The following is a 22,850-nucleotide window of genomic DNA, read 5'->3' as shown; positions in this document are numbered from 1 at the left end:
ATCAAGCCACCTTTGAAGATTCAGTAGCAGCGATTTCATTTTGATTTATTTTTGCTTGATGATGATCCTGCCCCTTACTCGCAGGCTTAGTTAAAAAACGCTGTACATAGCGATACAAATCTGACCAATGAATCTCACCAATGCAGGGCAATTCTGTACCCACACTCCATGTTGGATTTTTTTCTTCAAAAAAGGCTATTTTTTTACTTTTTTTCCGCATCTCATCTGTAATGGGAGCAATCTCAGGATCGAGTGCTTGGTATGCATCACCAAAATTCAATAATTTTTTATTTTTATCGTAATATTCTGCAAAATATTGGTTACAGTACGCTTCAACGAATTGTTCAAGTCGTTGATGTTTATGATCACAATGCGGGTAGTAGGTAAAATAGTTGTTGGCTAATAACAAATAGGTTTTAAAACCTTTACTGATCAACATCCAGTAAATTGGTTTGGTTGGGTATTTCAACTTAAAGAAAATAATATACCGATACATCGCTCGTTGAAGGGCGCGATTGCCCCAATAAGCTTGTTCTATAATCGTGTCACCACTAAAAAAGGCATGTCGTACAATGCCATTGACTTCAAAATCACGCTCTACCACCGTAGAAAAACCCACGATCAAATCGTTCTTTGGTTCACGAATAATGAAGATACCCGTTTTTTCCATCAAATCTTTTTTAAAAATCTGAAACGTCGTATTGAGATAATATTTTTCAAAAATACCATACATGCTTTTCATATCAAGCAAAGTGATTTTTTCAACAGGCTTGTATTCGCTATAAGGTTCATTTTTGAACTTACGTAATAATTTTAATTCCAACATATTGATCAATCCATTGAGCACGCATACCTCGCGACTTTTATTATTTTTGATTCATTCCTGAGTTTCAGTCTTGAATCTTCGCCTTTCCCTGACCCGCAAATATTAATCAGATCAACTTAACAATGGCAAACCTATATCTCAAATCATTACAAAAAAGTAGCTTAAATAACAAAAAAACCCAACCGAGGTTGGGTTTTCTGATAAGTGAATGTTTAAATCTTGAGCTGATCTTCAATGAAGACAAGACAATGGATTAGCTCAATTTAACTTTCTCCAAGATGAGTTTGCCATCTTCGCTTTTAATCACAATTGTATCCCCAGGTACAAAGTCACCTGACAGTATTTTCTGAGCCAAGCTATTTTCAACTTGTTGTTGAATCGCACGTTTGAGTGGACGAGCCCCGTACACTGGATCAAATCCAGCATCAATCAATTGATCAAAAGCAGTGTCGTCTACAGCCAAACTCAACTCACGATCCGCCAAACGATCACGTAATCGATTCAATTGAATATCTGCAATTCCACGAATTTGAGCTTTCTTCAAACTATGGAAAATCACCAACTCATCAATACGGTTAATGAACTCTGGACGGAAATGTTCAGACACAGCGCTCATCACCACTGAGCGTACATCCGCTTCTGATGCATTTTCACCTAATTCTCGTACATCATTTGAGCCTAAGTTTGACGTCATCACAATAACCGTGTTTTTGAAATCAATCACACGACCTTGTGAATCCGTTAAACGCCCATCATCGAGCACTTGAAGTAGGATATTAAAGACATCTGGATGTGCTTTTTCTACTTCATCAAATAACACAACGCTATAAGGTTTACGACGCACAGCTTCTGTTAAAACACCGCCTTCCTCATAGCCGACATATCCTGGAGGCGCACCAACCAAACGGCTGACAGAATGCTTCTCCATAAATTCAGACATATCAATACGAATGATGGCATCATCACTATCAAACAAGAAGTTACCCAGCGCTTTGGTTAACTCTGTCTTACCGACACCAGTTGGTCCAAGGAATAAGAATGAACCACTTGGGCGGTTTGGATCAGATAAGCCTGCACGTGAACGACGCACCGCATTCGATACCGCAACCACTGCTTCATGTTGACCCACGACACGGTTATGTAAGAAGTCTTCCATGTGCAACAGTTTTTCACGTTCACCTTGCAACATTTTCGACACTGGAATACCTGTCGCAGCGCTCACCACTTCAGCAATTTCATTTTCAGTGACTTTGGTACGAATCAGTTTCGGCTCTTCATTGACTTCCAATACTTCTTCTTCATTCAAGCGCTTTTGCAACTCAGGAATGACGCCGTATTGCAAACGACTTGCTTCAGCCAAATCACCTTCACGTTGTGCTTTATCAAAAGCAGTACGCGCTTTATCTAACTCAACTTGCGCTTGATTTGTACCCTCAACAAGGGTTTTTTCAGCACGCCACACTTCTTCCAAATCGTTATATTCTTTCTGAACTTCAGCAATTTGTTTCTCCAGATGGCTGACTTCAGCTTTACTGACTGAATCTGCATCTTTTTTGACGGCTTCAAGTTGCATTTTCAATTGGATCAAACGACGATCTAAACGGTCTAATGGCTCAGGTTTTGAGTCAATTTCCATTTTGATACGTGATGCAGCCTCATCAATCAAGTCAATCGCTTTATCTGGCAACTGACGATCGGTAATGTAACGATGAGACATTTTGGCTGCCGCAATAATCGCCGAGTCTAAAATTTGCACGCCATGGTGCGTTGCATATTTCTCTTTCAGACCACGGAGAATCGCAATCGTGTCTTCTACACTCGGTTCATCGACCAACACTTTTTGGAAACGGCGTTCAAGTGCTGCATCTTTTTCAATGAATTGACGATATTCATCTAAAGTTGTCGCGCCCACACAGCGTAATTCACCACGTGCCAAGGCAGGTTTGAGCATATTCCCTGCATCCATCGCCCCATCACCTTTACCTGCGCCAACAAGGGTATGTAACTCATCGATGAATAAAATGATTTCGCCATCATATTTCGCAAGGTCTTTGAGTACGGCTTTTAGTCGTTCCTCAAACTCACCACGATATTTCGCCCCTGCGAGCAAGGAACCTAAGTCTAATGATAAAACACGTTTACCTTTCAGGCTTTCTGGTACTTCACCATTGACAATGCGTTGCGCTAAACCTTCCACAATCGCAGTTTTACCGACACCAGGTTCACCAATCAATACCGGGTTGTTTTTGGTACGACGTGACAAGACCTGAATAGTACGGCGAATCTCTTCATCACGACCAATGACAGGATCTAACTTACCCACCATTGCACGTTCGGTTAAATCAATGGTGTATTTATTTAGTGAATCACGTTGATCTTCATGATTATTTGCCATGACTTTATCGCCACCTCGAATATTTTCAATTGCTTTACGTAATTTGTCTGATGTCACACCAATATTGCTGAGTAAAGACTTTGTTGCACCTGTTTCAGCTAAAGCCAAAATCACCCAATCGGTTGATAGAAACTCATCACCGGCCTTTTGTGCATAGCTATCTGCCAAATTTAGTGCACGAACAGCCTCTGGGTTTAAATTAATATCACCTGTAGGATTAGAGAGCGTTGCAGCATCATTTAACGCTTGTTGAAGCTTGGTCTGTAAATCTCTGAGATTTGCACCAGCCTGTTGGAGCAAACTGACATTGGCAGGTTCTTCAAGTAATGCAGATAAAATATGTATACCTTCAATCGCGGTATGATCTTTACCCATTGCCAATGACTGTGCATCAGATAACGCTTGCTGTAGGCGGTTTGTAAATTTTTCAAAACGCATTCTTATTTTCCTCACAACAAATTTTGTACTTGGAACATAAATGGGTGCGATAAAATCAATTTCAAGTATTTGTATTCAATTTATTCATTTTTAATTATTTATTTTTCAAAAGCTTACCAAAATACTCAGGTTAAATCCTAGTATTAATATTTGTGCCAATCTGATCATTTTCAAGCGTATTAACATAAAACATTTCAATCAATAGCGTCGTTTCCAATTGTTTTCTATAAGAATAAAACGACGCCGAAAAAGCCATTAAGAAGAATTATGTTTGGTTTTATGCGTACCTTTCTTCATGGGATTATAAGCATGTTGTCGTGTTCAATATGCGATGGTTTATATTCTTAAGGGTATTCACATCCAAATCTTTGGGATACTAATCGACCTGAGTTTTCGTCACAGAACTCTGTGATACTGCACTAAAAGGCGCGACACTCTGCGTAATCCAAACATTCCCACCAATAATTGCCCCTTTACCAATCCTGATTCGACCCAATATGGTTGCTCCTGCATAGATCACCACATTATCTTCAACAATTGGATGGCGCGCATATTCTTTTTGTAAGTTTCCTTCTTCATCTATCTCAAAACGTTTTGCACCAAGCGTTACGGCCTGATAAATTCGAACATTTTGACCAATCACACAAGTCTCACCAATAACAACCCCTGTGCCATGATCTATGAAACACCCTTGACCGATTTGTGCTCCTGGGTGGATATCAATTCCTGTTTTTGAATGAGAAATCTCAGCAATGATTCTCGCCAAAAGAGACAATTCTCTTTTATAAAATTCATGTGCAATTCGGTGATAAGTCATCGCGACAATACCCGGATAGCACAGCAGCACCTCATCCACACTTCGAGCAGCAGGATCACCTTGATATGCAGCAATCACATCTGTATCTAGAATTCTACGAATAGATGACAATTGCTCTGCAAATTCATGAACTATTTTTTCAGCTCGAATCGTGATCTCGGCTTGATCGGCATACTCTTTTTTAGATTTTAAATCATAAGATAAGTTAAGTTTTACTTGCTCCAATAAAGCATACAACGTTTTCTCTAAAGTATAAGCGATATAGAAGTTTTCACTTTTCTGGCGCAGATCATGTGGTCCTAAACGCATCGGAAAAAGAATGCCACACAAATCATTCATTATTTTTTTGATTTCGGTACGTGATGGTAACTCACGTCCACCATCGTCTTTTAGACTATTTTGCTGAACTCTCCATTCGTGTCTTACATTTTGAAGGTCATCAACAATTTTATGAATATTCCAACCCATTCACATCACCCTGTTTTTATCGTTATAAATAATTAAAATGTGTTTTATCTCTTATAATTTAAGCATTTTATATGGGCATCATTGTTTAGCATATGTATTAATCAGCACAACTATCTTTAACAAACTCAAACTTATTTTCATTTATGCCTCTAAAATTAATTTCTTAAATTAACCATCTCACTATTCAGATCATCAGTTCTCAAGTTAGACTCATATACGATCTAAATAATGACCCAAGCGCACCTTAAATTTTATGTGATTCAACTTAATCAGGATAAAAGAATTTTCTATATGGATATTCATTTTCAAATATTCCTCTATTTTCAAAATAAGAATATACAAGTGAATTTTTATTCGTTTTTAGAATAAATAAAATGGATATATTATTAATAATGAATCAGCATATTTTTTACACAAATGCTTCAATAAATACTTCAAATCAAATGTTCGCTCTGTGAATCATTAGAGTAATCAAACTTCTAATTGGGTTATCCCTATGAATATTGATTTAAATGGTGTGAAGGTAAAAATTACGCTCTCAAGTAAATATATAACTTTGAAGGTTTGACCATGAACATTGCAGTGAATCAAGCTCAAGTGACGACTGACCAATTAAACGAGATTTTAAGCCAAGCAAAAAAATTGGCTGAAGACCATTACTTAGAGTTTGCTGGCACAGTCACGCCTCACAATGCATGGCTGCTGTTTCAATCTAAGCAAGCAGTCATTGTTGATGTCAGAACTCTAGAAGAACGGAAATTCGTTGGTCATATTGAAAATACCATTCATATTCCATGGGCGACAGGCATTTCTTTAAATCGAAATCCACACTTTGCTGAAGAACTCGAAAACCAAGTCGGTAAGGCCAAAGTCATTCTTCTGTTATGCCGGAGTGGTAAGCGTTCAGCCGCTGCTGCAAATGTCGCTTTCAACGCGGGTTTTGAATCTGTATACAACATTGATCAAGGCTTTGAAGGTGATTTAGACCAATACAATCAACGAGGAAGATTTAATGGATGGCGTTTCCATCAACTGCCTTGGGCTCAAGAATAAAGAATCAACTCAATTTTGAAAACGTTTTGTGATTATTTCCTTTGTGAGGCTTTTATGCTTCACCATCAAACCCAATAGAATACTCATATCTTATTTGGTTTAAGTGTTCGGTTTAAAACATTAAAAGGAATGCAAAACTGCTATTTGTATGTATGTTTAGACTTTATGTTTTTTAAAAAATCAGATTAATAAGACTATACAAATATTTGTACGCCTTAAATTTTTTATTATCAAAAAGGCAACTTATGTTGCCTTTTAACTACACTATTCAACTAATTTTTATTGAGCTTCAATAATTTCAAAGTCATGGCTAATGATCACACCACCGTCTGAAAGCATTTTACTTGCTGAACAATATTTCTCGGCAGACAATTCAACTGCTTTTGCCACTTGTTTTTCTTTTACTGCTTTACCTGTGACAACAAAGTGCAAATGAATCTTGGTAAAAACAGCCGGAATTGTGTCAGCACGATCAGCTTTTAGTTCACATACAACACCCGTCACATCTTGGCGTGATTTCTTTAAAATAGTCACAATATCAAAGGAAGCACAACCACCAAGTCCCATTAATATCAACTCCATGGGACGTGGACCACGGTTTTCTCCACCGTATGCTTCCGCACCATCCATGACAATTTGGTGACCACTCTCAGATTTTGCTTCAAAAGCAACATTCTCTAACCAATGTACGCTAGTATGCATTGCAACTACCTAAAAAAAGCTATAAATTTACCTAGTACTGTACACTAGCATAATTTGGGTTGAGAAGGAATTTCACCTTATTGCTTAATGTGGAAAGTTCAGCTCAGATCTAGATCTAGTAATTATCAAATTCGGAATTTAAAAAGCATGACTTCTAATTTTTCACAACTTAGTACAGATGCTTTGTCACCAGGTCAGCTTCCTGAATCTGTCAAAGCTTTACTCAAGCGTGCGCATATCAATCGCTTTCCTAAGCGTACTGCAATTATTGATGCGGGCACTGAGTCAAAATCTCTGTATCTAATTTTAAAAGGGTCAGTTTCAATTATTTTACGTGAAGATGATGACCGTGAAATTGTTGTTGCATATTTGAACCCAGGGGACTTTTTCGGGGAAATGGGTTTATTTGAAACAAACCCACAACGTACTGCGGAAGTTCGCACTCGTGATGTTTGCGAGATTGCAGAAATTTCTTATGCTAATTTCCATGAAGTAAGTAAACAATATCCAGACCTAAGCTATGCCGTATTTGCACAGCTTGTACGTCGCTTAAAGAATACTACGCGTAAAGTAACTGACCTTGCATTTATCGATGTTTCAGGTCGTATTGCACGCTGCCTAATCGACCTTTCAAGTCAACCAGAAGCAATGATCCTCCACAATGGTCGTCAGATCCGTATTACGCGTCAAGAAATTGGACGTATTGTGGGCTGTTCACGTGAAATGGTAGGGCGCGTTCTTAAAACGCTTGAAGAACAAGGCATGATCGAGACTGATGGTAAAGCCATTTTAATCTTTGATGCTTCTTTAGAGGCTGTAAATACCACTGAAGAAAACCTCGATGATGCTGATGTTGAATAATTGTTAAAATCTTTGTATCAAAGCAAATCTTCGGATTTGCTTTTTTATTTCCTAAAATAAACATTATTTTGCTTTTAATCTATGTTCATATTATTTTCATTAATGAGATTAGGGTAATTTGAGAATCTAGCTGAAATAGCCGTACCGATCATTACTCATATAATTTTGGCTCTTGTTTATACATACCTTAGATATTTAGGATAATTAACCATGCAATTTAAGCCACTTGGACATACTGGAATTTTAGTCCCTGAAATTTGTTTAGGTACGATGACCTTCGGTGAGCAAAATACCCAAGCTGAAGCATTTCAACAGTTAGATTATGCACTGGATCGTGGTTTAAACTTTTGGGATACAGCCGAAATGTACCCTGTCCCACCCAAACCTGAAACTCAAGGTGCGACAGAACAAATTATTGGCAATTGGATTGCTGAACGTGGTGGAAGAGACAAACTTATTCTTGCATCAAAAATTGCAGGCTCTTCTCAAGGCGGTAGTCACATCCGTGATGGAAATACACGATTCAACAAGTCAGATATTGAAACTGCTCTTGATGGCAACTTAAAACGCTTGCAAACTGATTATATTGATCTCTACCAATTACACTGGCCACAAAGACCAACCAATTTTTTTGGTAAACTTGGCTACGGCAATCAAGAATCAACCCTTACAAGCGATATCACGCCACTTGAAGAAACACTTTTAGCTTTAAAGGATGAAATTGATAAAGGTCGAATCCGTTATATTGGTTTATCGAATGAGACCCCATGGGGAACCATGAAGTTTCTACAGTTAGCTGAAAAGCTAGGTATGGAAAAGTTGGTGAGCGTTCAAAATCCCTATAATTTATTAAACCGAACTTATGAAATCGGTATGTCTGAAATTGCGCATTATGAAGGTGTGGGCTTACTTGCATACTCCCCACTGGCATTTGGCTATCTAACTGGTAAATTTAGAAATGGCGCTCGCCCAGCCAATGCCCGTATTACGCTTTATTCACGTTTTAGTCGTTATAGCAATCCAGAAAGCTTGTGGGCAACAGAACAGTACGCTCAACTCGCAGAACAGCATGGTTTGACCTTGACTCAACTTGCACTGGCATTTATTAAACAACAGTTCTTTGTAACATCAACCATTATTGGCGCAACCAATCTAAATCAATTGAAAGAAAACATCGATGCTTTTGATATCACACTTTCAGATGAAGTTTTAAAAGGTATAGAAGATATCCATAAACAACAGCCGAATCCAGCGCCATAAATATATTTCATCCTCTTACATTGGGAGAGGATGAAAGGATGAACAATAAAAAAGGATGCCTTTGCATCCTTTTTTAATGATAGAAAATTAACGCTGTCTATATACGGCTTGAGCAGCAGGTAAGTTTTTACGCATAGCTTCAATACGTTGTGAATTGGATGGATGCGTTGATAAGAATGCCGACTTACCGCCTCCTGATTCAGCATTCATTTTTTGCCAAAGTGTAATAGCGGCTTGTGGATCATAGCCACCTTTCGCCATCAGCATCAAACCACCTTGGTCAGCTCTACTTTCTAGGCTACGTGAGTACGGTAAACCAATACCAATTTGGCTACCCAATTGAGCTGCTGCAGTACCTAACTGTCCTACGTTATTGCCTGCTGCACTTAGACCAATATTTAAGGCTAAACTCGTTAATGCTTGTGCACCGATCTTTTGCTTTGCATGTTCTTCAAGCGCATGCACCATTTCGTGACCCATAATGGCTGCAATTTCAGCATCGGTTAGATTCAATTTATTCACAATACCTGTGTAAAACACCACTTTACCACCTGGTGCAACATAAGCATTTACCGTATCAGCTTTAAGTACTGCCAACTGCCAATCAAAACGTGTACCCGTTTGATTCATTTGATCAGCAAATGGTTTTAAACGGTTAAACACGGTGTTAATACGTTTATAAGTCGAAGATGAGGTATCTAATGTTCCTTTTGAACGTGCTTCAGCAACAGTTTTGTTAAAACCATCTGTTGCTACAACATTTAACGATGCCGTATCAGCCCCTGCCATATCAGCAACAGTGGCACAACCACTAAACGTCATTACACTCGCTGCACAAAATGTGAGTAATACCTTATTTTTCATTATTTTACTCCAAATCAAATTAGTCAAAATCTATTTTATCGGATTATATTGCATTGATTTATAACTTTAAATCTGTAAATCATTTTTTTCATATGAATTATGTAATTAGCTAAATTGAATAATTAACCAATACACCAAACATAAAACATTCAGTCCCAAATAAAAATGCGCCACAGGTTGAATCTTTTGTTCGATTTCTACACTCTTACGTTTAATAATCAAATATGTATTTTGAATCAATACTATAGGCACTAAAATACACGCGATAATAACCGATAGACCGATTAAGGCTTGAAATACAATTTCTGGATTTGTTGGCTGAGCATTGATAATCATCATCGCAATTGTCGGCGCCCCACCCATAGCAAATAATAGTGAATAAAATATGGTATTCGCGATATTTTTTTGCATTCAATGCTCTTTATATTTAGTCTTCATTTTTATTTTAACAAGCACTACACATTTGCACAGTGCTTATTCATGCAACTTTAGTATTTATAACGATTATTTAGGCTATTTCTTATAAAGAGCCATCGCTTCCGGCATTAGTTTTTGTAAGTTTACAATACGATCTTCATTGGATGGATGCGTTGACATAAACTTAGCTAAAGCATTATTGCCACTGCTGTTATTTTTATTCATTTTTTGCCATAGAGTCACAGCTGCATTGGGATCATAGCCAGCTTTAGCCATCAACATGATTCCACCTTTATCTGCACGGCTTTCTAAATTACGAGAAAATGGCAGTCCAACACCAAACTTACTCCCCATATCTAAAAGTAAACCACCATAGCCCCCTACAGATTGACCTACGTATTGAGATCCAATATTCACAGCCAAATCTGTTAAAACTTGAGCACCCATTTTATTCTTTGCATGTTCTTCCAACGCGTGCACCATTTCATGCCCCATGATGGCAGCGACTTCACTGTCTGTAAGCTTAAGCGTGTCCGCAATTCCTGTATAAAAGACCACCTTCCCACCAGGCGCAACATAAGCATTCACTTCTTTAGACTTGATCACCGCAACTTGCCATTCAAACTTATGTCCCGTCTGATTCAGCTCATCCGCATAAGGCTTCATTTTGTGAAATACACGATTTACTTTTTTATAGGTCGCTGAAGTCGTGTCTAAAACCTTTTTGCTCTTTGCTTCATTCAACATTTGATTATAACTTTGCGTTGCATTCAAATTTAATGTCGCTGAATCTGCTCCGACGAAGTCTGCTACTGTTGTGCAACCAGTTAGACTGATTACAACAACACCCCCAATTAAATTTTTATATTTCATGACCTTCTCTCGTTGATTAAGGTCAGAATATATTAATTTGCAAAACTTTTAAGACAATAACATTATGTGACATTTCAATAAAAAACCCTGTGAAATCACAGGGTTTTTTTGAATCAATCAAAAATATTAAGCATCAAATGGATGACGTAATACGATTGTTTCATCACGATCTGGACCCGTTGATACGATATCAATTGGACATTCGATCAATTGTTCAATGCGCTTCACATAGTTAATTGCCGCTTGTGGCAATTGATCCATTGATTTCGCACCAAAAGTTGACTCAGACCAACCTGGCATTGTTTCGTAGATTGGTTTTAAAGTTTCAAATGCAAGCGCATCAGAAGAACCTACACAACCTGAATCAGCAGCTTCATAACCTACACAGATTTTCACTTCTTCTAAACCATCAAGAACATCAAGTTTAGTTAAGCAAATACCTGAAAGTGAGTTCACTTCTACAGAACGGCGTAGAATTTCAGCATCAAACCAACCACAACGGCGTTGACGGCCAGTCGACGCACCAAACTCATTACCGATTGTACCCAAGTGTTTACCAATCGCATCACCAACATCATTGGCAGCATCGTAAACAAGCTCAGTTGGGAATGGACCTGCACCGACACGTGTCGTGTACGCTTTAGTAATACCCAATACATAGTCAAGGTGCAATGGACCCAAACCTGAACCTGAGCTTACGCCACCAGCAGTCGTGTTTGAAGAAGTTACATACGGATATGTACCATGGTCAACGTCAAGGAGTGAGCCTTGCGCACCTTCAAACATGATTTTTTCGCCAGCTTTGCGATATTTATGCAATTCACCAGTCACATCAATAACCAGTGGTGCAACCACTTCACGCCATTGGTCACATAGTGCAAGTACATCTTCTAATTTAACTGCTTCTACGCCGTAGAATTGAGTCAATTGGAAGTTATGGTATTCAAGAAGTTCAGTTAACTGAGCTTTCAAATGTTCGCCACCACGTACCAAGTCAGCAACACGAATTGCGCGACGAGCAACTTTATCTTCATATGCTGGACCGATACCACGACCCGTTGTACCAATTTTCGCATTACCACGTTTGATTTCACGTGCTTGGTCAAGTGCGATGTGGTTCGGAAGAATCAGTGGACAGTTTGGCGAGATACGTAAACGCTCTTTAACAGGAACGCCTTCTTTTTCAAGAATATCCATCTCTTTGATGAGTGCTTCTGGTGAAAGAACCACACCGTTACCGATCAAGCACAATACGTTTTCACGTAAAATACCAGATGGAATGAGGTGTAATACAGTTTTCTTACCACCAACCACGAGTGTATGACCCGCGTTGTGTCCGCCTTGGTAACGAACGACCGCAGCCGCTTGATCTGTGAGCAGGTCGACGATTTTACCTTTACCTTCGTCGCCCCATTGGGTACCAAGTACCACAACATTCTTGCCCATAATAGCCTCATTGCATCATGCTGTTAAAATTAGAAAACTTTGCGGCAATAGTGTTAAAAACCCATTACCGAAAAGAGATTAAATTTGTTTCACTGTCCATTCACCTGATGCATTCACCAACTGGTGAGTCGCATTTGGAACAGAGTTAATCGTGTCATTGCCAAGAAGTTGAATCACACTGAAACCAAGTTCGCGTGTCTGTTCAATTGCTTGTAGTAAATCCCGTTGTGTACCCTTTGGTGCCACAACCACAGTCACTGCTTCAAAGCGACCTGAGCTTAATGCATACAAGTCACATGAGAAGCCGGTTGCTGGACGTGCACGCCCAAAGTGTTCACCAATACCGTCATAACGACCACCTTGAGCTAAAGGTGCTGCACGATTTGGCGCATAAACGGCGTACATTAAACCTGTATGGTAGTGATATGAACGCAATTCTACGATATCAATACCAATGTGCAGGTTTGGCCAACGTGCTTGAATTTCAATTTTTGTCGTTTTAACGGCATCAAGCGCTAATTTAAAAGCGTCATCCGCTAAAACATCTGCACTTAAATGATTTTGCAAAGCCTCTAAATCACTTGCAAAACGACCTAATGCATAAAAGTCTGAACCAAAATTTAAGTCTTGAGTGAAGACTGCAAGTTCTGGCAATGCTTTACGTTGGTACAGATCAGAAAGGTGACTCTCGATCGCCTTATTTAAACCTGCCAATTTAACCAAGCTACGGAACAAGCCCACATGACCTAAGTCTAGGTGGATACCCTCATCGTATTGGGTTGTTTTTAACAAGTTAAGCATGACATCGATCATTTCGACATCAGCATCGATACTGTCTGAACCAAATAGCTCTGCACCTAACTGAAGGGGTGCACGGGTGGTATTAAACCCTTGAGGTTTAGTATGTAAAACTGTTCCTGCATAGCAGTAACGAGCCACACCTTCTACTGGATGTACATGCGCATCTATACGAGCCACTTGTGGTGTCATATCGGCACGCACACCAAGTAAACGACCTGATAATTGATCGATGACTTTAAAAGTGGCTAAGTCTAAATCTTGATTCGATTCTGAAAGAGAAGATAGAGATTCGATGTATTCAATAAATGGCGTATACACCAATTGATAACCTCGAGATGCAAGGAAATCCAAGGCTTCACGACGCATAGTTTCGATAACTTGCGCTTGCTCTGGTAATACATCAGCTACACCATCAGGTAATAACCATGTCTCTGAAATGGGCATGTTGTAAACCTAAATCCTGTCAGTGCGGAACGAATCCGCATAAAAAAATCGGGAACACACCCGATTTCTCCTAGTCTACCACGATAGTTTTAGCTGTGCATTAGACTTTTTTATAAAAAATTATCAAATTTTAGAGCAACTACAAAAAAGTTAATTTGTCTCATCATCTATGAGCTGAACAGAACTTTAACTTATACTTTAATGAGTCACTGTATCCGTCGATTTTATCTTTTGTTCAAAATATCAGAGCAAGTTATTCACTTTTGGATTCTTTTAAAGACCTTGCTCTATAAATGAAGCCCTTCAATCAAGCTCACAATCTGCTAGCAAGGGAGTCAATAAATTATTCGAAAAAATACTGTCAATACCAATAAATCAAACAACATCTAGATTCGATCTCTGGCAAGTAACATTAAGCCTTAAGATTTTGGATTTACAACTTGAGCCAGTATTGAGACCAATTCAACATTTTGAGTTTCAACTTGTTTTAATTTCTGTGCATTGATATCAAGTACTTCTTGCTGAACATTCATTTTCTTCGCCAAGTCTTGCATAATTTCTAAAGTTTTCTGCAAATTAAGCTCTAGAGATTGTACTTTATTTTCTAGTTGCTGAATTACCAATTCATCCACATTTTGATGTTGCTGTTTTTTCATTAACATCCAAAACATCACCGTGACCGCAACAACCAATACAATCATTACCAACCAAATCATAATCATCAAAATCCCCCACAATCCATATTTGAATAAGCATTGTAATTTGAGTTAAAAAACACATTAATCTCTAAATGTAAACATAACGATCAATGCTTAAAATCTAAAATGCCTGACAATTTACTTTCAGAACTTGATAACCTGTATTAAACATAGCATTTACGCTTGAAAAGACTCACACAGATCCAGTAAGCGATTGGCATATCCCCACTCATTATCATACCAAGCAAATACTTTAGCTTGATGACCGACTACCATGGTCTGACTTAAATCGACAATTAAAGAATATGGAGAGTGGTTAAAATCACTGGATACCAAAGGCTCATTGGTCACATCCATGATACATGCATAATCTGATCGTGCAGCGTTGCTGAGCACCTCATTCAAGCTATGCGATGTAATCAGTGATTGTGAAGTAAACGTGAGGTCAATTGCAGCCACATTAATGGTTGGAACGCGTATCGAATAGCCATCGATACGCCCTTCCATTTTCGGCATCACATTTTTAAGTGCGCCAAGTGCCGATGAAGTCGTTGGAATAATATTTTGACCTGATGCTCTGGCACGACGTAAATCACGATGTGCATGATCAAGTACAGACTGATCCGCAGTCACTGCATGGATTTCAGTCATCAGTGCTGTATCTATTCCGAAAGCATCATCGATGATTTTAACTAAAGGTACGAGCGCCTGCGTGGTACATGAAACACTCGATATAATTTGATCTGTTGCTTTCACATCAAGGTGATTAACGCCATAAACAATCGCAGCATCAACAGTATCAAAAGGCGCAGCACCGATGATCACCCGTTTAGCACCTGCTTGTAGATGCTTACCCGCTGCAACACGTGAGCGAAACAATCCCGTACATTCTAGCACCACATCGATTGCTAAATGCCGCCAAGGTAAACGTTCTGGATCAGCTTGGCTATGCACTTGGACTTTCAGTTCAGATTGACCACACTTGATATTTAAATAAGGTTGAACACCCTCATAGCTCAGTTCAACTTCGCCATGAAAACGACCATGTGTCGTATCATATTTAAATAAATGAATCAGGGTATCTACATCTGCGACATCATTAATTGCGACGATCTCAAAATTAAAATGTTTTGGATTTTCAAACCATGCACGCAATACATTACGCCCGATTCGACCAAATCCATTTATCGCCACTTGTTGCATCAGAAACCCTTATTCAATCAATTCAAAAGTACCACTGCTCTATATTAATAGATTTAAAGCAAATACAGATATAAATTCTCGCTTTATCTTTAGTCAGTAAAAATGATGAATCATTCCCTCATTAAGGCGTTATAGCATGCAGTCAATGAACCTTAAAAGGTATTAAAAATCAGGGATAAAGCACAGTCAATCCTATTGAGATGTTTTTAATTGATGCTTTTTAAAATATAACAATGGCTTAGATAAATTTTAAAACCTAGATCAATTCTTTACTTTAAATCAAGCTGAATGCAAATTGTCATCAAAAGACTTTAAAATCGTTGGTGCATCATACATTTTCCGTTATAATTTGGCGTTTTTTAAAAATAAGCCTGTGTTCCAGCAAAGAAGCTTAATTCTTGTCAGACTGTAACGCGTTTGCAAATCAGAAATTATGGAGTGACTTGGTTGTGAGTACTCGTTTTATGACATCAGCTGAAATTCGTGAAGCATTTTTGCGTTACTTTGAATCGCAAGGGCATACACGTGTCGCGTCGAGTTCACTCGTACCTGCCAACGACCCAACTTTACTGTTCACCAATGCGGGCATGAACCAGTTTAAAGATTGTTTCCTAGGTCTAGAAAAACGTGATTATGTACGCGCAGTATCATCGCAAAAATGCGTTCGTGCAGGCGGTAAACATAACGATTTAGATAATGTCGGTTATACAGCACGTCACCATACTTTCTTTGAAATGTTAGGTAACTTCTCGTTTGGTGATTATTTCAAACGTGATGCCATCAAATTCGCTTGGGATTTCTTAACCAATGAACAATGGTTAGGTCTTCCAAAAGACAAGCTCTATGCCACTGTTTATCACACTGATGATGAAGCTTTTGACATCTGGAACAAAGACATTGGTTTAGATGCAAGCCGAATCATTCGCATCGGTGACAACAAAGGCGGTCAATACGCATCAGATAACTTCTGGGCAATGGGTGACACAGGTCCTTGTGGTCCATGTTCTGAAATCTTCTTTGACCATGGCGATCACATTTGGGGTGGTTTACCAGGTAGCCCTGAAGAAGATGGTGACCGTTTCATCGAAATTTGGAACAACGTATTCATGCAGTTCAATCGTACTGCTGATGGCGTGCTCCACCCGCTTCCTGCGCCTTCTGTCGATACAGGTATGGGCTTGGAACGTATTTCTGCAGTTTTACAACATGTAAACTCAAACTATGAAATCGACTTATTCCAACACCTACTCAAAGGTGCTGCAGAAGTCATCGGTTTAGATACAGCCGAACTTGAAGCAAAAGCACAAGCTGAAGCTAAGCCAGTTAACTATCCTGCATCTTTAAAAGTTGTTGCTGACCATGCACGCTCATGTTCATTCTTGATTGCTGATGGCGTTAATCCTTCTAATGAAGGTCGTGGTTATGTACTACGTCGCATTATCCGTCGTGCTGTACGTCATGGTAATAAATTGGGTGCAACAGGTTCATTCTTCCACAAAATGTTAAAGCCTTTAATCGAAGTGATGGGCGATGCATATCCTGAACTTGCTGCTCAACAAGCACGTATCGAAGCACAACTTTTAAAAGAAGAAGAGCAATTCGCTAAAACTTTAGAGCAAGGTTTGAAATTGCTTGAAGGCGAACTTGCAAACTTAAAAGGTTCTGTGATTCCAGGTGAAGTTGTCTTTAAACTATATGACACGTATGGTTTCCCAACGGACTTAACCGCTGACATCGCACGTGAACGTGATTTAACGATTGATGAAGCTGGTTTTGAAGTTGAAATGGCGGCTCAACGTCAACGTGCACGCGATGCGGGTAAATTTGCAATCGACTACAACAGCGTTGTTAAAGTTGAAGGCGAAACTCAATTTAATGGTTATGATGCAACTGCTGGTCAAGGTCAAATTGTCGCTATCTATAAAGATGGCGAGCAAGTAGACGAAGTCGTTGAAGGCGATGAAGCTTTAATCGTATTGAATCAAACCCCTTTCTATGCTGAAAGCGGTGGTCAAATCGGTGATACAGGACTCTTCAAAAACGATACGGGTATTTTCGAAGTTCAAGATACTAAGAAATCTGGTGGAGCGTTTGTACACCAAGGTATCGTGACCATGGGGAGCCTAAAAGCAACTCAATCTGTTGAAACAACTGTAAAAGCAGACATTCGCGCGGCAACCGCACGTAACCACTCTGCGACTCACCTTCTACATGCTGCACTTCGCCAAATTTTAGGTGGTCACGTTCAGCAAAAAGGTTCATTGGTTGCATCAGATGTATTACGTTTCGACTTTGCCAATGATCAACCTGTAACATTTGAACAGCTACAAGAAATTGAACGCTTAGTCAATGCAGAAGTGATTGCCAACACTGCTGTTTCAACTGAACTTCTTGATATCGAATCTGCGAAAGCAAAAGGTGCGATGATGTTGTTCGGCGAGAAATACGGTGACGAAGTTCGTGTGCTTTCTATGGGTTCAGTGATTGAAGATAAAAACTTCTCAATCGAACTGTGTGGTGGTATTCACGTCAAGCGTACAGGCGACATTGGTCTTTTTAAAATCACTTCTGAAGGTGGTGTAGCTGCTGGTGTTCGTCGTATCGAAGCAATAACAGGCACAAAAGCGATTGAAGTTGCTCAAAAAGCGGATCGTGATATTTACACCATCAATGGCTTACTTAAAGCTCAAAAAGATCAAACTTTAGAAAAAGTTGAAGCGATTGTAGATACAGCTTCAAGTTTGCAAAAGCAAATTGATCAACTGAATCAAAAATTAGCACATTTCCAAGCATCTGAACTTTTAAGCCAAGTTCAACAGATTGCTGGTCGTACAACGCTAATCACGACTGTTCAAAACATGGATGCGAAATCATTACGCAACCTACACGACGGTGTGAAATCAAAATTAGAAAATGCAGTCATTGTTCTTGCAGGTGTCGAGGGTGACAAGATTAGCTTGATCGCATCTGTAGCAAAAGACTTTACTGCTTCTATTAAAGCAGGTGACATCATCAAACACTTGAGCTCTGAGCTGGGTGGTAAAGGTGGTGGTAAACCTGACTTGGCACAAGGTGGCGCGCCACTTAACGAGAAGTTTGCAACAGTGATGGCAGAATTAACTGCTTGGCTTGAAGCTAAATAATACTTCACCTTTTGTGTAACTGACCCTGATAGGTAGTTCAGGGTCATGGTTTATATGGAACAACTATGGCATTAATCGTTCAAAAATATGGCGGTACCTCTATGGGTACTCCCGAGCGCATTTTAAATGTTGCTCGTCGTGTAAAGCGTTGGCATGATCATGGACACAAGGTGGTCGTGGTTGTATCTGCTATGAGTGGCGAAACCAATCGTCTACTTGCTTTAGCGAAAGCCATTACCGAAACCCCTGATCCTCGTGAATTAGACCAAATGGTGTCTACCGGTGAACAGGTTACGATTTCTATGTTAGCGATGGCGTTAAACTCTATTGGAGTAGAAGCAAAATCATTAACAGGTCGCCAAGTTGGCATGAAAACCGACAGCTCATTTAATAAAGCACGTATCGAGTCGATTGATACTCAAGTATTAAATGACAACCTAGACGCAGGTCGTGTTTTGGTTGTTGCTGGTTTCCAAGGTTTTGATGAGTTTGGCAATACAACCACGCTTGGTCGTGGTGGTTCAGATACTTCTGGTGTTGCGATTGCTGCAGCACTTAAGGCAGATGAATGCCAAATTTACACAGATGTTGATGGCGTATATACCACTGACCCACGTGTAGCACCTAAAGCGAAAAAAGTTGATCGTATTTCATTTGAAGAAATGCTTGAAATGGCATCACTTGGTTCTAAAGTTTTACAAATTCGTTCAGTTGAATTTGCAGGCAAATACCAAGTGCCTTTACGCGTATTATCAAGTTTTGATAATGACGATGATGGCGCATTCGACGAAGATTTTAAACAAAATGTCGGGACACTAATCACCACTGAAGCGGAAGACAACATGGAACAACCAATTATCTCAGGTATCGCGTTTAACCGTGACGAAGCAAAATTAACTATTCTTGGCGTTCCAGATGAGCCAGGTATTGCGTCTAAAATTTTGTGCCCGATCGGTGATGCAAACGTTGAAGTGGATATGATCATCCAAAACGTTGAAGAAGATGGTACGACTGATTTTACATTTACAGTGAACCGTGGTGAACTTTCAAAAGCAAAATCAATTCTTGAAACAACAGCTCAAGAAATTGGCGCTCGTGAAGTGTCTACTCGTGATGACATCGTAAAAGTGTCAATCGTTGGTGTGGGTATGCGTTCACATGCAGGTGTTGCAAGTAAAATGTTTACAGCATTGGCGAAAGAAGGCATCAATATTTTAATGATTTCAACATCTGAAATTAAAATTTCAGTGATTATTGATGAAAAATATTTAGAACTTGCTGTTCGTTCACTTCACACTGCTTTCGGTCTTGATCGTGAATCTGGTGAATCGAGTGTTCGCGCATAATAGTTTACTAATAACATTTGTTCACTTATAACAATTCTTGTTATTAAGTGAAATAAATAATCAGAGCCACTATAGTTTTTCCTATAGTGGCTCTGTTATATTAAGCCTGCCGGATCATCGGAATATTTTAATAGTGTGCTAGAAAACGCTTATTTCGTCACATTTTTCTGTTAAAATTTTCACATAATCCTGAGTTGTTGCTTTTCATTTTTTTTGAATATAACTATCGCAGGTTTAGCGTTTAAGCAAGGAGATAAACATGCTGATTCTTACCCGTCGTGTCGGGGAAACTTTAATGATTGGGGATCAAGTCAGTGTTACTGTACTTGGTGTCAAAGGTAACCAAGTACGCATTGGTGTTAATGCTCCGAAAGAAGTATCTGTACACCGTGAAGAAATCTATCAACGTATTCAACATGAACGTGCAATGCACGAGCATTTGCAACACATTGATCAAGATTATCAACAACCTACATTTGAACAGCCTTCATTTGAACAACCTTCATTTGAAGATGATAATTTTAAACAAAACGATTTTAATCGCTAAGACTAAAACGTTTTAAATTCATAAAGCGGCTAAATAGCCGCTTTAAATTTATCTGTACAATTTGATTCTATTCAACCTAATCAATCAACCCTAAAGCCTTCTTTACAGGTCCATAACTTCTACGGTGCTCATCAATCACCCCATGCACCGCAATCGCCTCGAAATGTGCTTTAGTCGGATATCCTTTATGTTTTGCAAAACCATATTGTGGATACTTTATATCCAATTCAACCATTTCACGATCACGTGTCACTTTAGCCAATATACTGGCCGCAGATATCTCCTCATGTAAAGCATCCCCACCAATCACGGCTTCACATGCCATTATCAAACCTTGTGGAACCTTATTCCCATCGACTCGAACCAGTTCAGGTTGAATAGATAAAGCTTCGACCGCTCTACGCATTGCCAATAAAGAGGCTTGTAAAATATTAATCTCATCAATTTCTTGATGCGTTGCTTCAGCAATTGCCCATGCCAATGCCTTTTCTTGAATTTCTATGAAAAGTTTTTCACGTTTCTTTTCCGTTAATTTCTTAGAATCATTTAATCCTACAATCGGATTATTTGGATCCAATATCACCGCAGCAGCGACAACCGAACCCACCAGTGGTCCACGCCCTGCTTCATCCGCACCAGCTATTAACATTCTTCATCATTTCCTAAAAAAAGAGGCTGAACAAGTCAGCCTGTTTTCAATAGTTCAAACTTAGTTCACAGCTTCCGCAACGCAAGCATTGATTGTTTTCGTAACCACATTTGAAACAATAGTAGCACGCGCAGCAGGATCAATTGCCGCAGAAGCCAAATCCACAGCCGTTACACTTTGAGGCGCTTTTTCGCTAACACAACCACAGATTTCAGTTTGAATATTGGTTTTTTGTTCAGTTGTCATCAGCTTTGTTGCAGTTTGCCAAGCAGGTAGATTATTCAACTCAGTTGTACATTTGGCATTGATACCGATTTTCAAAGCAGCTACACCCAATTGTTGAGTCGTTGTACCTGCTGTTGAAGATGTACCTGTCGTTCCTGTAGCACAAGCAGACAAGACTAGAGCCAATGGTGCAAGTACTGCAATTAGTTTTTTCACTTAAACATCCTGATGTTTATAAAAATAATAGCGATATTCTGCCTAATTTGAATATATTTAGAAATATTTAAATTGTACATCACAGTCATCTGTCTAAATTGAGAACAAATGCGCTTGTTCTCAATTTTTTACGATTGTTCTATTCATTCAACACTATGTTCTAGATCTGAGCTATAACAATCTGATGCTTTCAACTATGATACACAAACCAAAAAATCGAATTGAATCATGAATAACTCAAAACAATACTACACTCGCACTGCTCAAATCATTCATTGGCTCATGGCGATCATCTTTATTCTCGCTTGGATTGTTGGTTTTTATAGCGGTAATTTTTTAAGCTACGATATTGATGGAAGCTTCAAAGGTGATGTGATTAGTTTTCACAAAAACATTGCAACAACGATCATTTTTCTCGTAGTTATACGGATCTTTTGGCGTTATACCCACCCTGCGCCAAAGCTGCCTGACACAATGTCACCGACCATGAAAACGCTTGCTCATTTAGGGCATCTTGGGCTTTATTTCATGTTATTAGCATTACCAATTACTGGCTGTCTGTATAGCTGGAGTGTTGGCTATCCCGCACCTGTGCTTTACTTGTTTGATTTGCCTGCGTTGATTGGTGAAAATCCTGCAGTCACTGCCATTGTTAAACCCTTACATATTTGGATTTCTTGGGCAGCAGGATTATTGTTAGTCGGTCATATTGCAGCCGCGCTGAAGCATCATTTCATCGATAAAGACAATGTATTAAACAGCATGACACGTCAGCCTAAAGACTGATGCACTTAAACGCCTAATTCACTAAATAGAAGCACATAAGGTGCTTCTATGATTTCAAAGCTTGCTGAGTACAACCAATAGAGGTGGTTCCACTTGTTTGAACAACTAAAAGCTTATTTATAATTGATATTCTGCTCTAGTTAAGCCACCTTGTTTTGTTGAGGCAGCTGATCATAGTAAAACTCATTTGGTGTCATTTTGTCTAGACTTGAATGAGGTCGTTTCAAATTATAAAACTCAAAATATGCGCTCAATTGCTTTTTCGCATCTATGACACTGCTGTAAGCTTTGAGATACACCTCTTCATATTTATAGCCAAATATGAAACATAAGCTACATCATCTTAAATACGATATCCAGAGCTTCCTGAAT

20 protein-coding genes and 1 pseudogene are annotated in these 22,850 nt (G+C 39.0%); 7 read left to right on the top strand and 14 right to left on the bottom strand.

Going from position 1 to position 22,850, the window contains the following annotated elements; genetic code table 11:
* Position 1: 1 nt before the first annotated feature.
* The 3 genes from AC5YD2_RS07120 to epsC form a co-directional block, all read right to left on the bottom strand.
* Positions 2 to 826, bottom strand: a complete 825-nt coding sequence (locus tag AC5YD2_RS07120; RefSeq protein WP_496125665.1) for a hypothetical protein — start codon at positions 824 to 826, stop codon at positions 2 to 4.
* 253 nt (positions 827 to 1,079) lie between these two features.
* Entirely contained in the window at positions 1,080 to 3,659 is a 2,580-nt protein-coding gene (gene clpB / locus AC5YD2_RS07115; RefSeq protein WP_496125664.1) for an ATP-dependent chaperone ClpB, read from the bottom strand.
* A 376-nt stretch (positions 3,660 to 4,035) separates the two neighbouring features.
* Positions 4,036 to 4,944, bottom strand: a complete 909-nt coding sequence (gene epsC, locus AC5YD2_RS07110; protein WP_496125663.1) for a serine O-acetyltransferase EpsC — start codon at positions 4,942 to 4,944, stop codon at positions 4,036 to 4,038.
* 570 nt (positions 4,945 to 5,514) lie between these two features.
* Here epsC and AC5YD2_RS07105 point away from each other — a divergent pair.
* Positions 5,515 to 5,997 (top strand): rhodanese-like domain-containing protein, encoded by a 483-nt coding sequence (locus AC5YD2_RS07105; protein ID WP_496125662.1) that lies wholly within the window; start codon positions 5,515 to 5,517, stop codon positions 5,995 to 5,997.
* Positions 5,998 to 6,276: 279 nt separating this feature from the next.
* Here the strand turns inward: AC5YD2_RS07105 and AC5YD2_RS07100 are convergent, their stop codons facing one another.
* Entirely contained in the window at positions 6,277 to 6,699 is a 423-nt protein-coding gene (locus AC5YD2_RS07100) for an OsmC family protein (RefSeq protein WP_496125661.1), read from the bottom strand.
* Positions 6,700 to 6,846: 147 nt separating this feature from the next.
* Here AC5YD2_RS07100 and crp point away from each other — a divergent pair, with 147 nt between their 5' ends.
* Both crp and AC5YD2_RS07090 read left to right on the top strand, forming a co-directional pair.
* Positions 6,847 to 7,560 (top strand): cAMP-activated global transcriptional regulator CRP, encoded by a 714-nt coding sequence (crp, locus tag AC5YD2_RS07095; protein ID WP_496125660.1) that lies wholly within the window; start codon positions 6,847 to 6,849, stop codon positions 7,558 to 7,560.
* 210 nt (positions 7,561 to 7,770) lie between these two features.
* Positions 7,771 to 8,820 carry an NADP(H)-dependent aldo-keto reductase gene (locus AC5YD2_RS07090; RefSeq protein WP_496125659.1) on the top strand — a complete coding sequence of 350 codons (1,050 nt, stop codon included), beginning with the start codon at positions 7,771 to 7,773 and terminating at the stop codon, positions 8,818 to 8,820.
* Positions 8,821 to 8,907: 87 nt separating this feature from the next.
* On the opposite strand, the gene AC5YD2_RS07085 is transcribed toward AC5YD2_RS07090, so the two are convergent.
* From AC5YD2_RS07085 to AC5YD2_RS07055, 7 genes are all read right to left on the bottom strand, one after another.
* The gene (locus AC5YD2_RS07085) at positions 8,908 to 9,684 is read right to left on the bottom strand and encodes a M48 family metallopeptidase (RefSeq protein WP_496125658.1); all 777 of its coding nucleotides are present in this window, start codon (positions 9,682 to 9,684) and stop codon (positions 8,908 to 8,910) included.
* A gap of 105 nt (positions 9,685 to 9,789) precedes the next feature.
* Complete coding sequence (locus AC5YD2_RS07080) at positions 9,790 to 10,095, bottom strand: hypothetical protein (protein ID WP_496125657.1); 306 nt, start codon at positions 10,093 to 10,095, stop codon at positions 9,790 to 9,792.
* A gap of 102 nt (positions 10,096 to 10,197) precedes the next feature.
* Complete coding sequence (locus tag AC5YD2_RS07075; protein ID WP_496125656.1) at positions 10,198 to 10,974, bottom strand: M48 family metallopeptidase; 777 nt, start codon at positions 10,972 to 10,974, stop codon at positions 10,198 to 10,200.
* A 126-nt stretch (positions 10,975 to 11,100) separates the two neighbouring features.
* A complete protein-coding gene (locus AC5YD2_RS07070) occupies positions 11,101 to 12,420 on the bottom strand; it encodes an adenylosuccinate synthase (RefSeq protein WP_496125655.1) in 1,320 nt (439 codons plus the stop codon).
* A gap of 78 nt (positions 12,421 to 12,498) precedes the next feature.
* Positions 12,499 to 13,665, bottom strand: a complete 1,167-nt coding sequence (locus AC5YD2_RS07065) for an ATP phosphoribosyltransferase regulatory subunit (protein WP_496125654.1) — start codon at positions 13,663 to 13,665, stop codon at positions 12,499 to 12,501.
* A gap of 419 nt (positions 13,666 to 14,084) precedes the next feature.
* Positions 14,085 to 14,387: a hypothetical protein gene (locus AC5YD2_RS07060; protein WP_496125653.1), complete on the bottom strand. Its 303-nt coding sequence runs from the start codon at positions 14,385 to 14,387 to the stop codon at positions 14,085 to 14,087.
* A 153-nt stretch (positions 14,388 to 14,540) separates the two neighbouring features.
* Positions 14,541 to 15,566: a type I glyceraldehyde-3-phosphate dehydrogenase gene (locus AC5YD2_RS07055; RefSeq protein ID WP_496125652.1), complete on the bottom strand. Its 1,026-nt coding sequence runs from the start codon at positions 15,564 to 15,566 to the stop codon at positions 14,541 to 14,543.
* A gap of 449 nt (positions 15,567 to 16,015) precedes the next feature.
* On the opposite strand from AC5YD2_RS07055, the gene alaS reads away from it, so the two are divergent.
* From alaS to csrA, 3 genes are all read left to right on the top strand, one after another.
* Positions 16,016 to 18,709, top strand: coding sequence for an alanine--tRNA ligase (gene alaS / locus AC5YD2_RS07050; RefSeq protein WP_496125651.1), 2,694 nt, complete (start codon positions 16,016 to 16,018; stop codon positions 18,707 to 18,709).
* Positions 18,710 to 18,774: 65 nt separating this feature from the next.
* Complete coding sequence (locus AC5YD2_RS07045) at positions 18,775 to 20,055, top strand: aspartate kinase (RefSeq protein ID WP_496125650.1); 1,281 nt, start codon at positions 18,775 to 18,777, stop codon at positions 20,053 to 20,055.
* Between the two features lie 259 nt (positions 20,056 to 20,314).
* On the top strand, positions 20,315 to 20,602 hold the full coding sequence (csrA, locus tag AC5YD2_RS07040) for a carbon storage regulator CsrA (RefSeq protein ID WP_496125649.1): 288 nt from the start codon (positions 20,315 to 20,317) through the stop codon (positions 20,600 to 20,602).
* 76 nt (positions 20,603 to 20,678) lie between these two features.
* Here csrA and rnhB read toward each other — a convergent pair whose 3' ends face one another.
* Together rnhB and AC5YD2_RS07030 are read right to left on the bottom strand one after the other, a co-directional pair.
* Positions 20,679 to 21,251: a ribonuclease HII gene (gene rnhB, locus AC5YD2_RS07035; RefSeq protein WP_496125648.1), complete on the bottom strand. Its 573-nt coding sequence runs from the start codon at positions 21,249 to 21,251 to the stop codon at positions 20,679 to 20,681.
* Between the two features lie 60 nt (positions 21,252 to 21,311).
* A complete protein-coding gene (locus tag AC5YD2_RS07030; protein WP_496125647.1) occupies positions 21,312 to 21,692 on the bottom strand; it encodes a hypothetical protein in 381 nt (126 codons plus the stop codon).
* A 228-nt stretch (positions 21,693 to 21,920) separates the two neighbouring features.
* On the opposite strand from AC5YD2_RS07030, the gene AC5YD2_RS07025 reads away from it, so the two are divergent.
* A complete protein-coding gene (locus AC5YD2_RS07025) occupies positions 21,921 to 22,478 on the top strand; it encodes a cytochrome b (protein ID WP_496125646.1) in 558 nt (185 codons plus the stop codon).
* A gap of 140 nt (positions 22,479 to 22,618) precedes the next feature.
* On the opposite strand, the pseudogene AC5YD2_RS07020 reads toward AC5YD2_RS07025, so the two are convergent.
* Positions 22,619 to 22,789, bottom strand: a pseudogene (locus tag AC5YD2_RS07020) (integrase core domain-containing protein); the annotation flags it as partial.
* Between the last annotated feature and the right edge of the window lie 61 nt (positions 22,790 to 22,850).

It is taken from the genome of Acinetobacter sp. CY73 (assembly GCF_059515865.1).
The sequence above is the reverse complement of the archived record's forward strand: the minus strand, read 5'-3'. Positions and strand labels throughout refer to the sequence as shown.

What these genes read in the sequence shown, in the direction of transcription:
- AC5YD2_RS07120 (WP_496125665.1), bottom strand. Translation starts at nt 826, where the DNA reads ATGTTGGAATTAAAATTATTACGTAAGTTCAAAAATGAACCTTATAGC.
- clpB (WP_496125664.1), bottom strand. Translation starts at nt 3,659, where the DNA reads ATGCGTTTTGAAAAATTTACAAACCGCCTACAGCAAGCGTTATCTGAT.
- epsC (WP_496125663.1), bottom strand. Translation starts at nt 4,944, where the DNA reads ATGGGTTGGAATATTCATAAAATTGTTGATGACCTTCAAAATGTAAGA.
- AC5YD2_RS07105 (WP_496125662.1), top strand. Translation starts at nt 5,515, where the DNA reads ATGAACATTGCAGTGAATCAAGCTCAAGTGACGACTGACCAATTAAAC.
- AC5YD2_RS07100 (WP_496125661.1), bottom strand. Translation starts at nt 6,699, where the DNA reads ATGCATACTAGCGTACATTGGTTAGAGAATGTTGCTTTTGAAGCAAAA.
- crp (WP_496125660.1), top strand. Translation starts at nt 6,847, where the DNA reads ATGACTTCTAATTTTTCACAACTTAGTACAGATGCTTTGTCACCAGGT.
- AC5YD2_RS07090 (WP_496125659.1), top strand. Translation starts at nt 7,771, where the DNA reads ATGCAATTTAAGCCACTTGGACATACTGGAATTTTAGTCCCTGAAATT.
- AC5YD2_RS07085 (WP_496125658.1), bottom strand. Translation starts at nt 9,684, where the DNA reads ATGAAAAATAAGGTATTACTCACATTTTGTGCAGCGAGTGTAATGACG.
- AC5YD2_RS07080 (WP_496125657.1), bottom strand. Translation starts at nt 10,095, where the DNA reads ATGCAAAAAAATATCGCGAATACCATATTTTATTCACTATTATTTGCT.
- AC5YD2_RS07075 (WP_496125656.1), bottom strand. Translation starts at nt 10,974, where the DNA reads ATGAAATATAAAAATTTAATTGGGGGTGTTGTTGTAATCAGTCTAACT.
- AC5YD2_RS07070 (WP_496125655.1), bottom strand. Translation starts at nt 12,420, where the DNA reads ATGGGCAAGAATGTTGTGGTACTTGGTACCCAATGGGGCGACGAAGGT.
- AC5YD2_RS07065 (WP_496125654.1), bottom strand. Translation starts at nt 13,665, where the DNA reads ATGCCCATTTCAGAGACATGGTTATTACCTGATGGTGTAGCTGATGTA.
- AC5YD2_RS07060 (WP_496125653.1), bottom strand. Translation starts at nt 14,387, where the DNA reads ATGATTATGATTTGGTTGGTAATGATTGTATTGGTTGTTGCGGTCACG.
- AC5YD2_RS07055 (WP_496125652.1), bottom strand. Translation starts at nt 15,566, where the DNA reads ATGCAACAAGTGGCGATAAATGGATTTGGTCGAATCGGGCGTAATGTA.
- AC5YD2_RS07045 (WP_496125650.1), top strand. Translation starts at nt 18,775, where the DNA reads ATGGCATTAATCGTTCAAAAATATGGCGGTACCTCTATGGGTACTCCC.
- csrA (WP_496125649.1), top strand. Translation starts at nt 20,315, where the DNA reads ATGCTGATTCTTACCCGTCGTGTCGGGGAAACTTTAATGATTGGGGAT.
- rnhB (WP_496125648.1), bottom strand. Translation starts at nt 21,251, where the DNA reads ATGTTAATAGCTGGTGCGGATGAAGCAGGGCGTGGACCACTGGTGGGT.
- AC5YD2_RS07025 (WP_496125646.1), top strand. Translation starts at nt 21,921, where the DNA reads ATGAATAACTCAAAACAATACTACACTCGCACTGCTCAAATCATTCAT.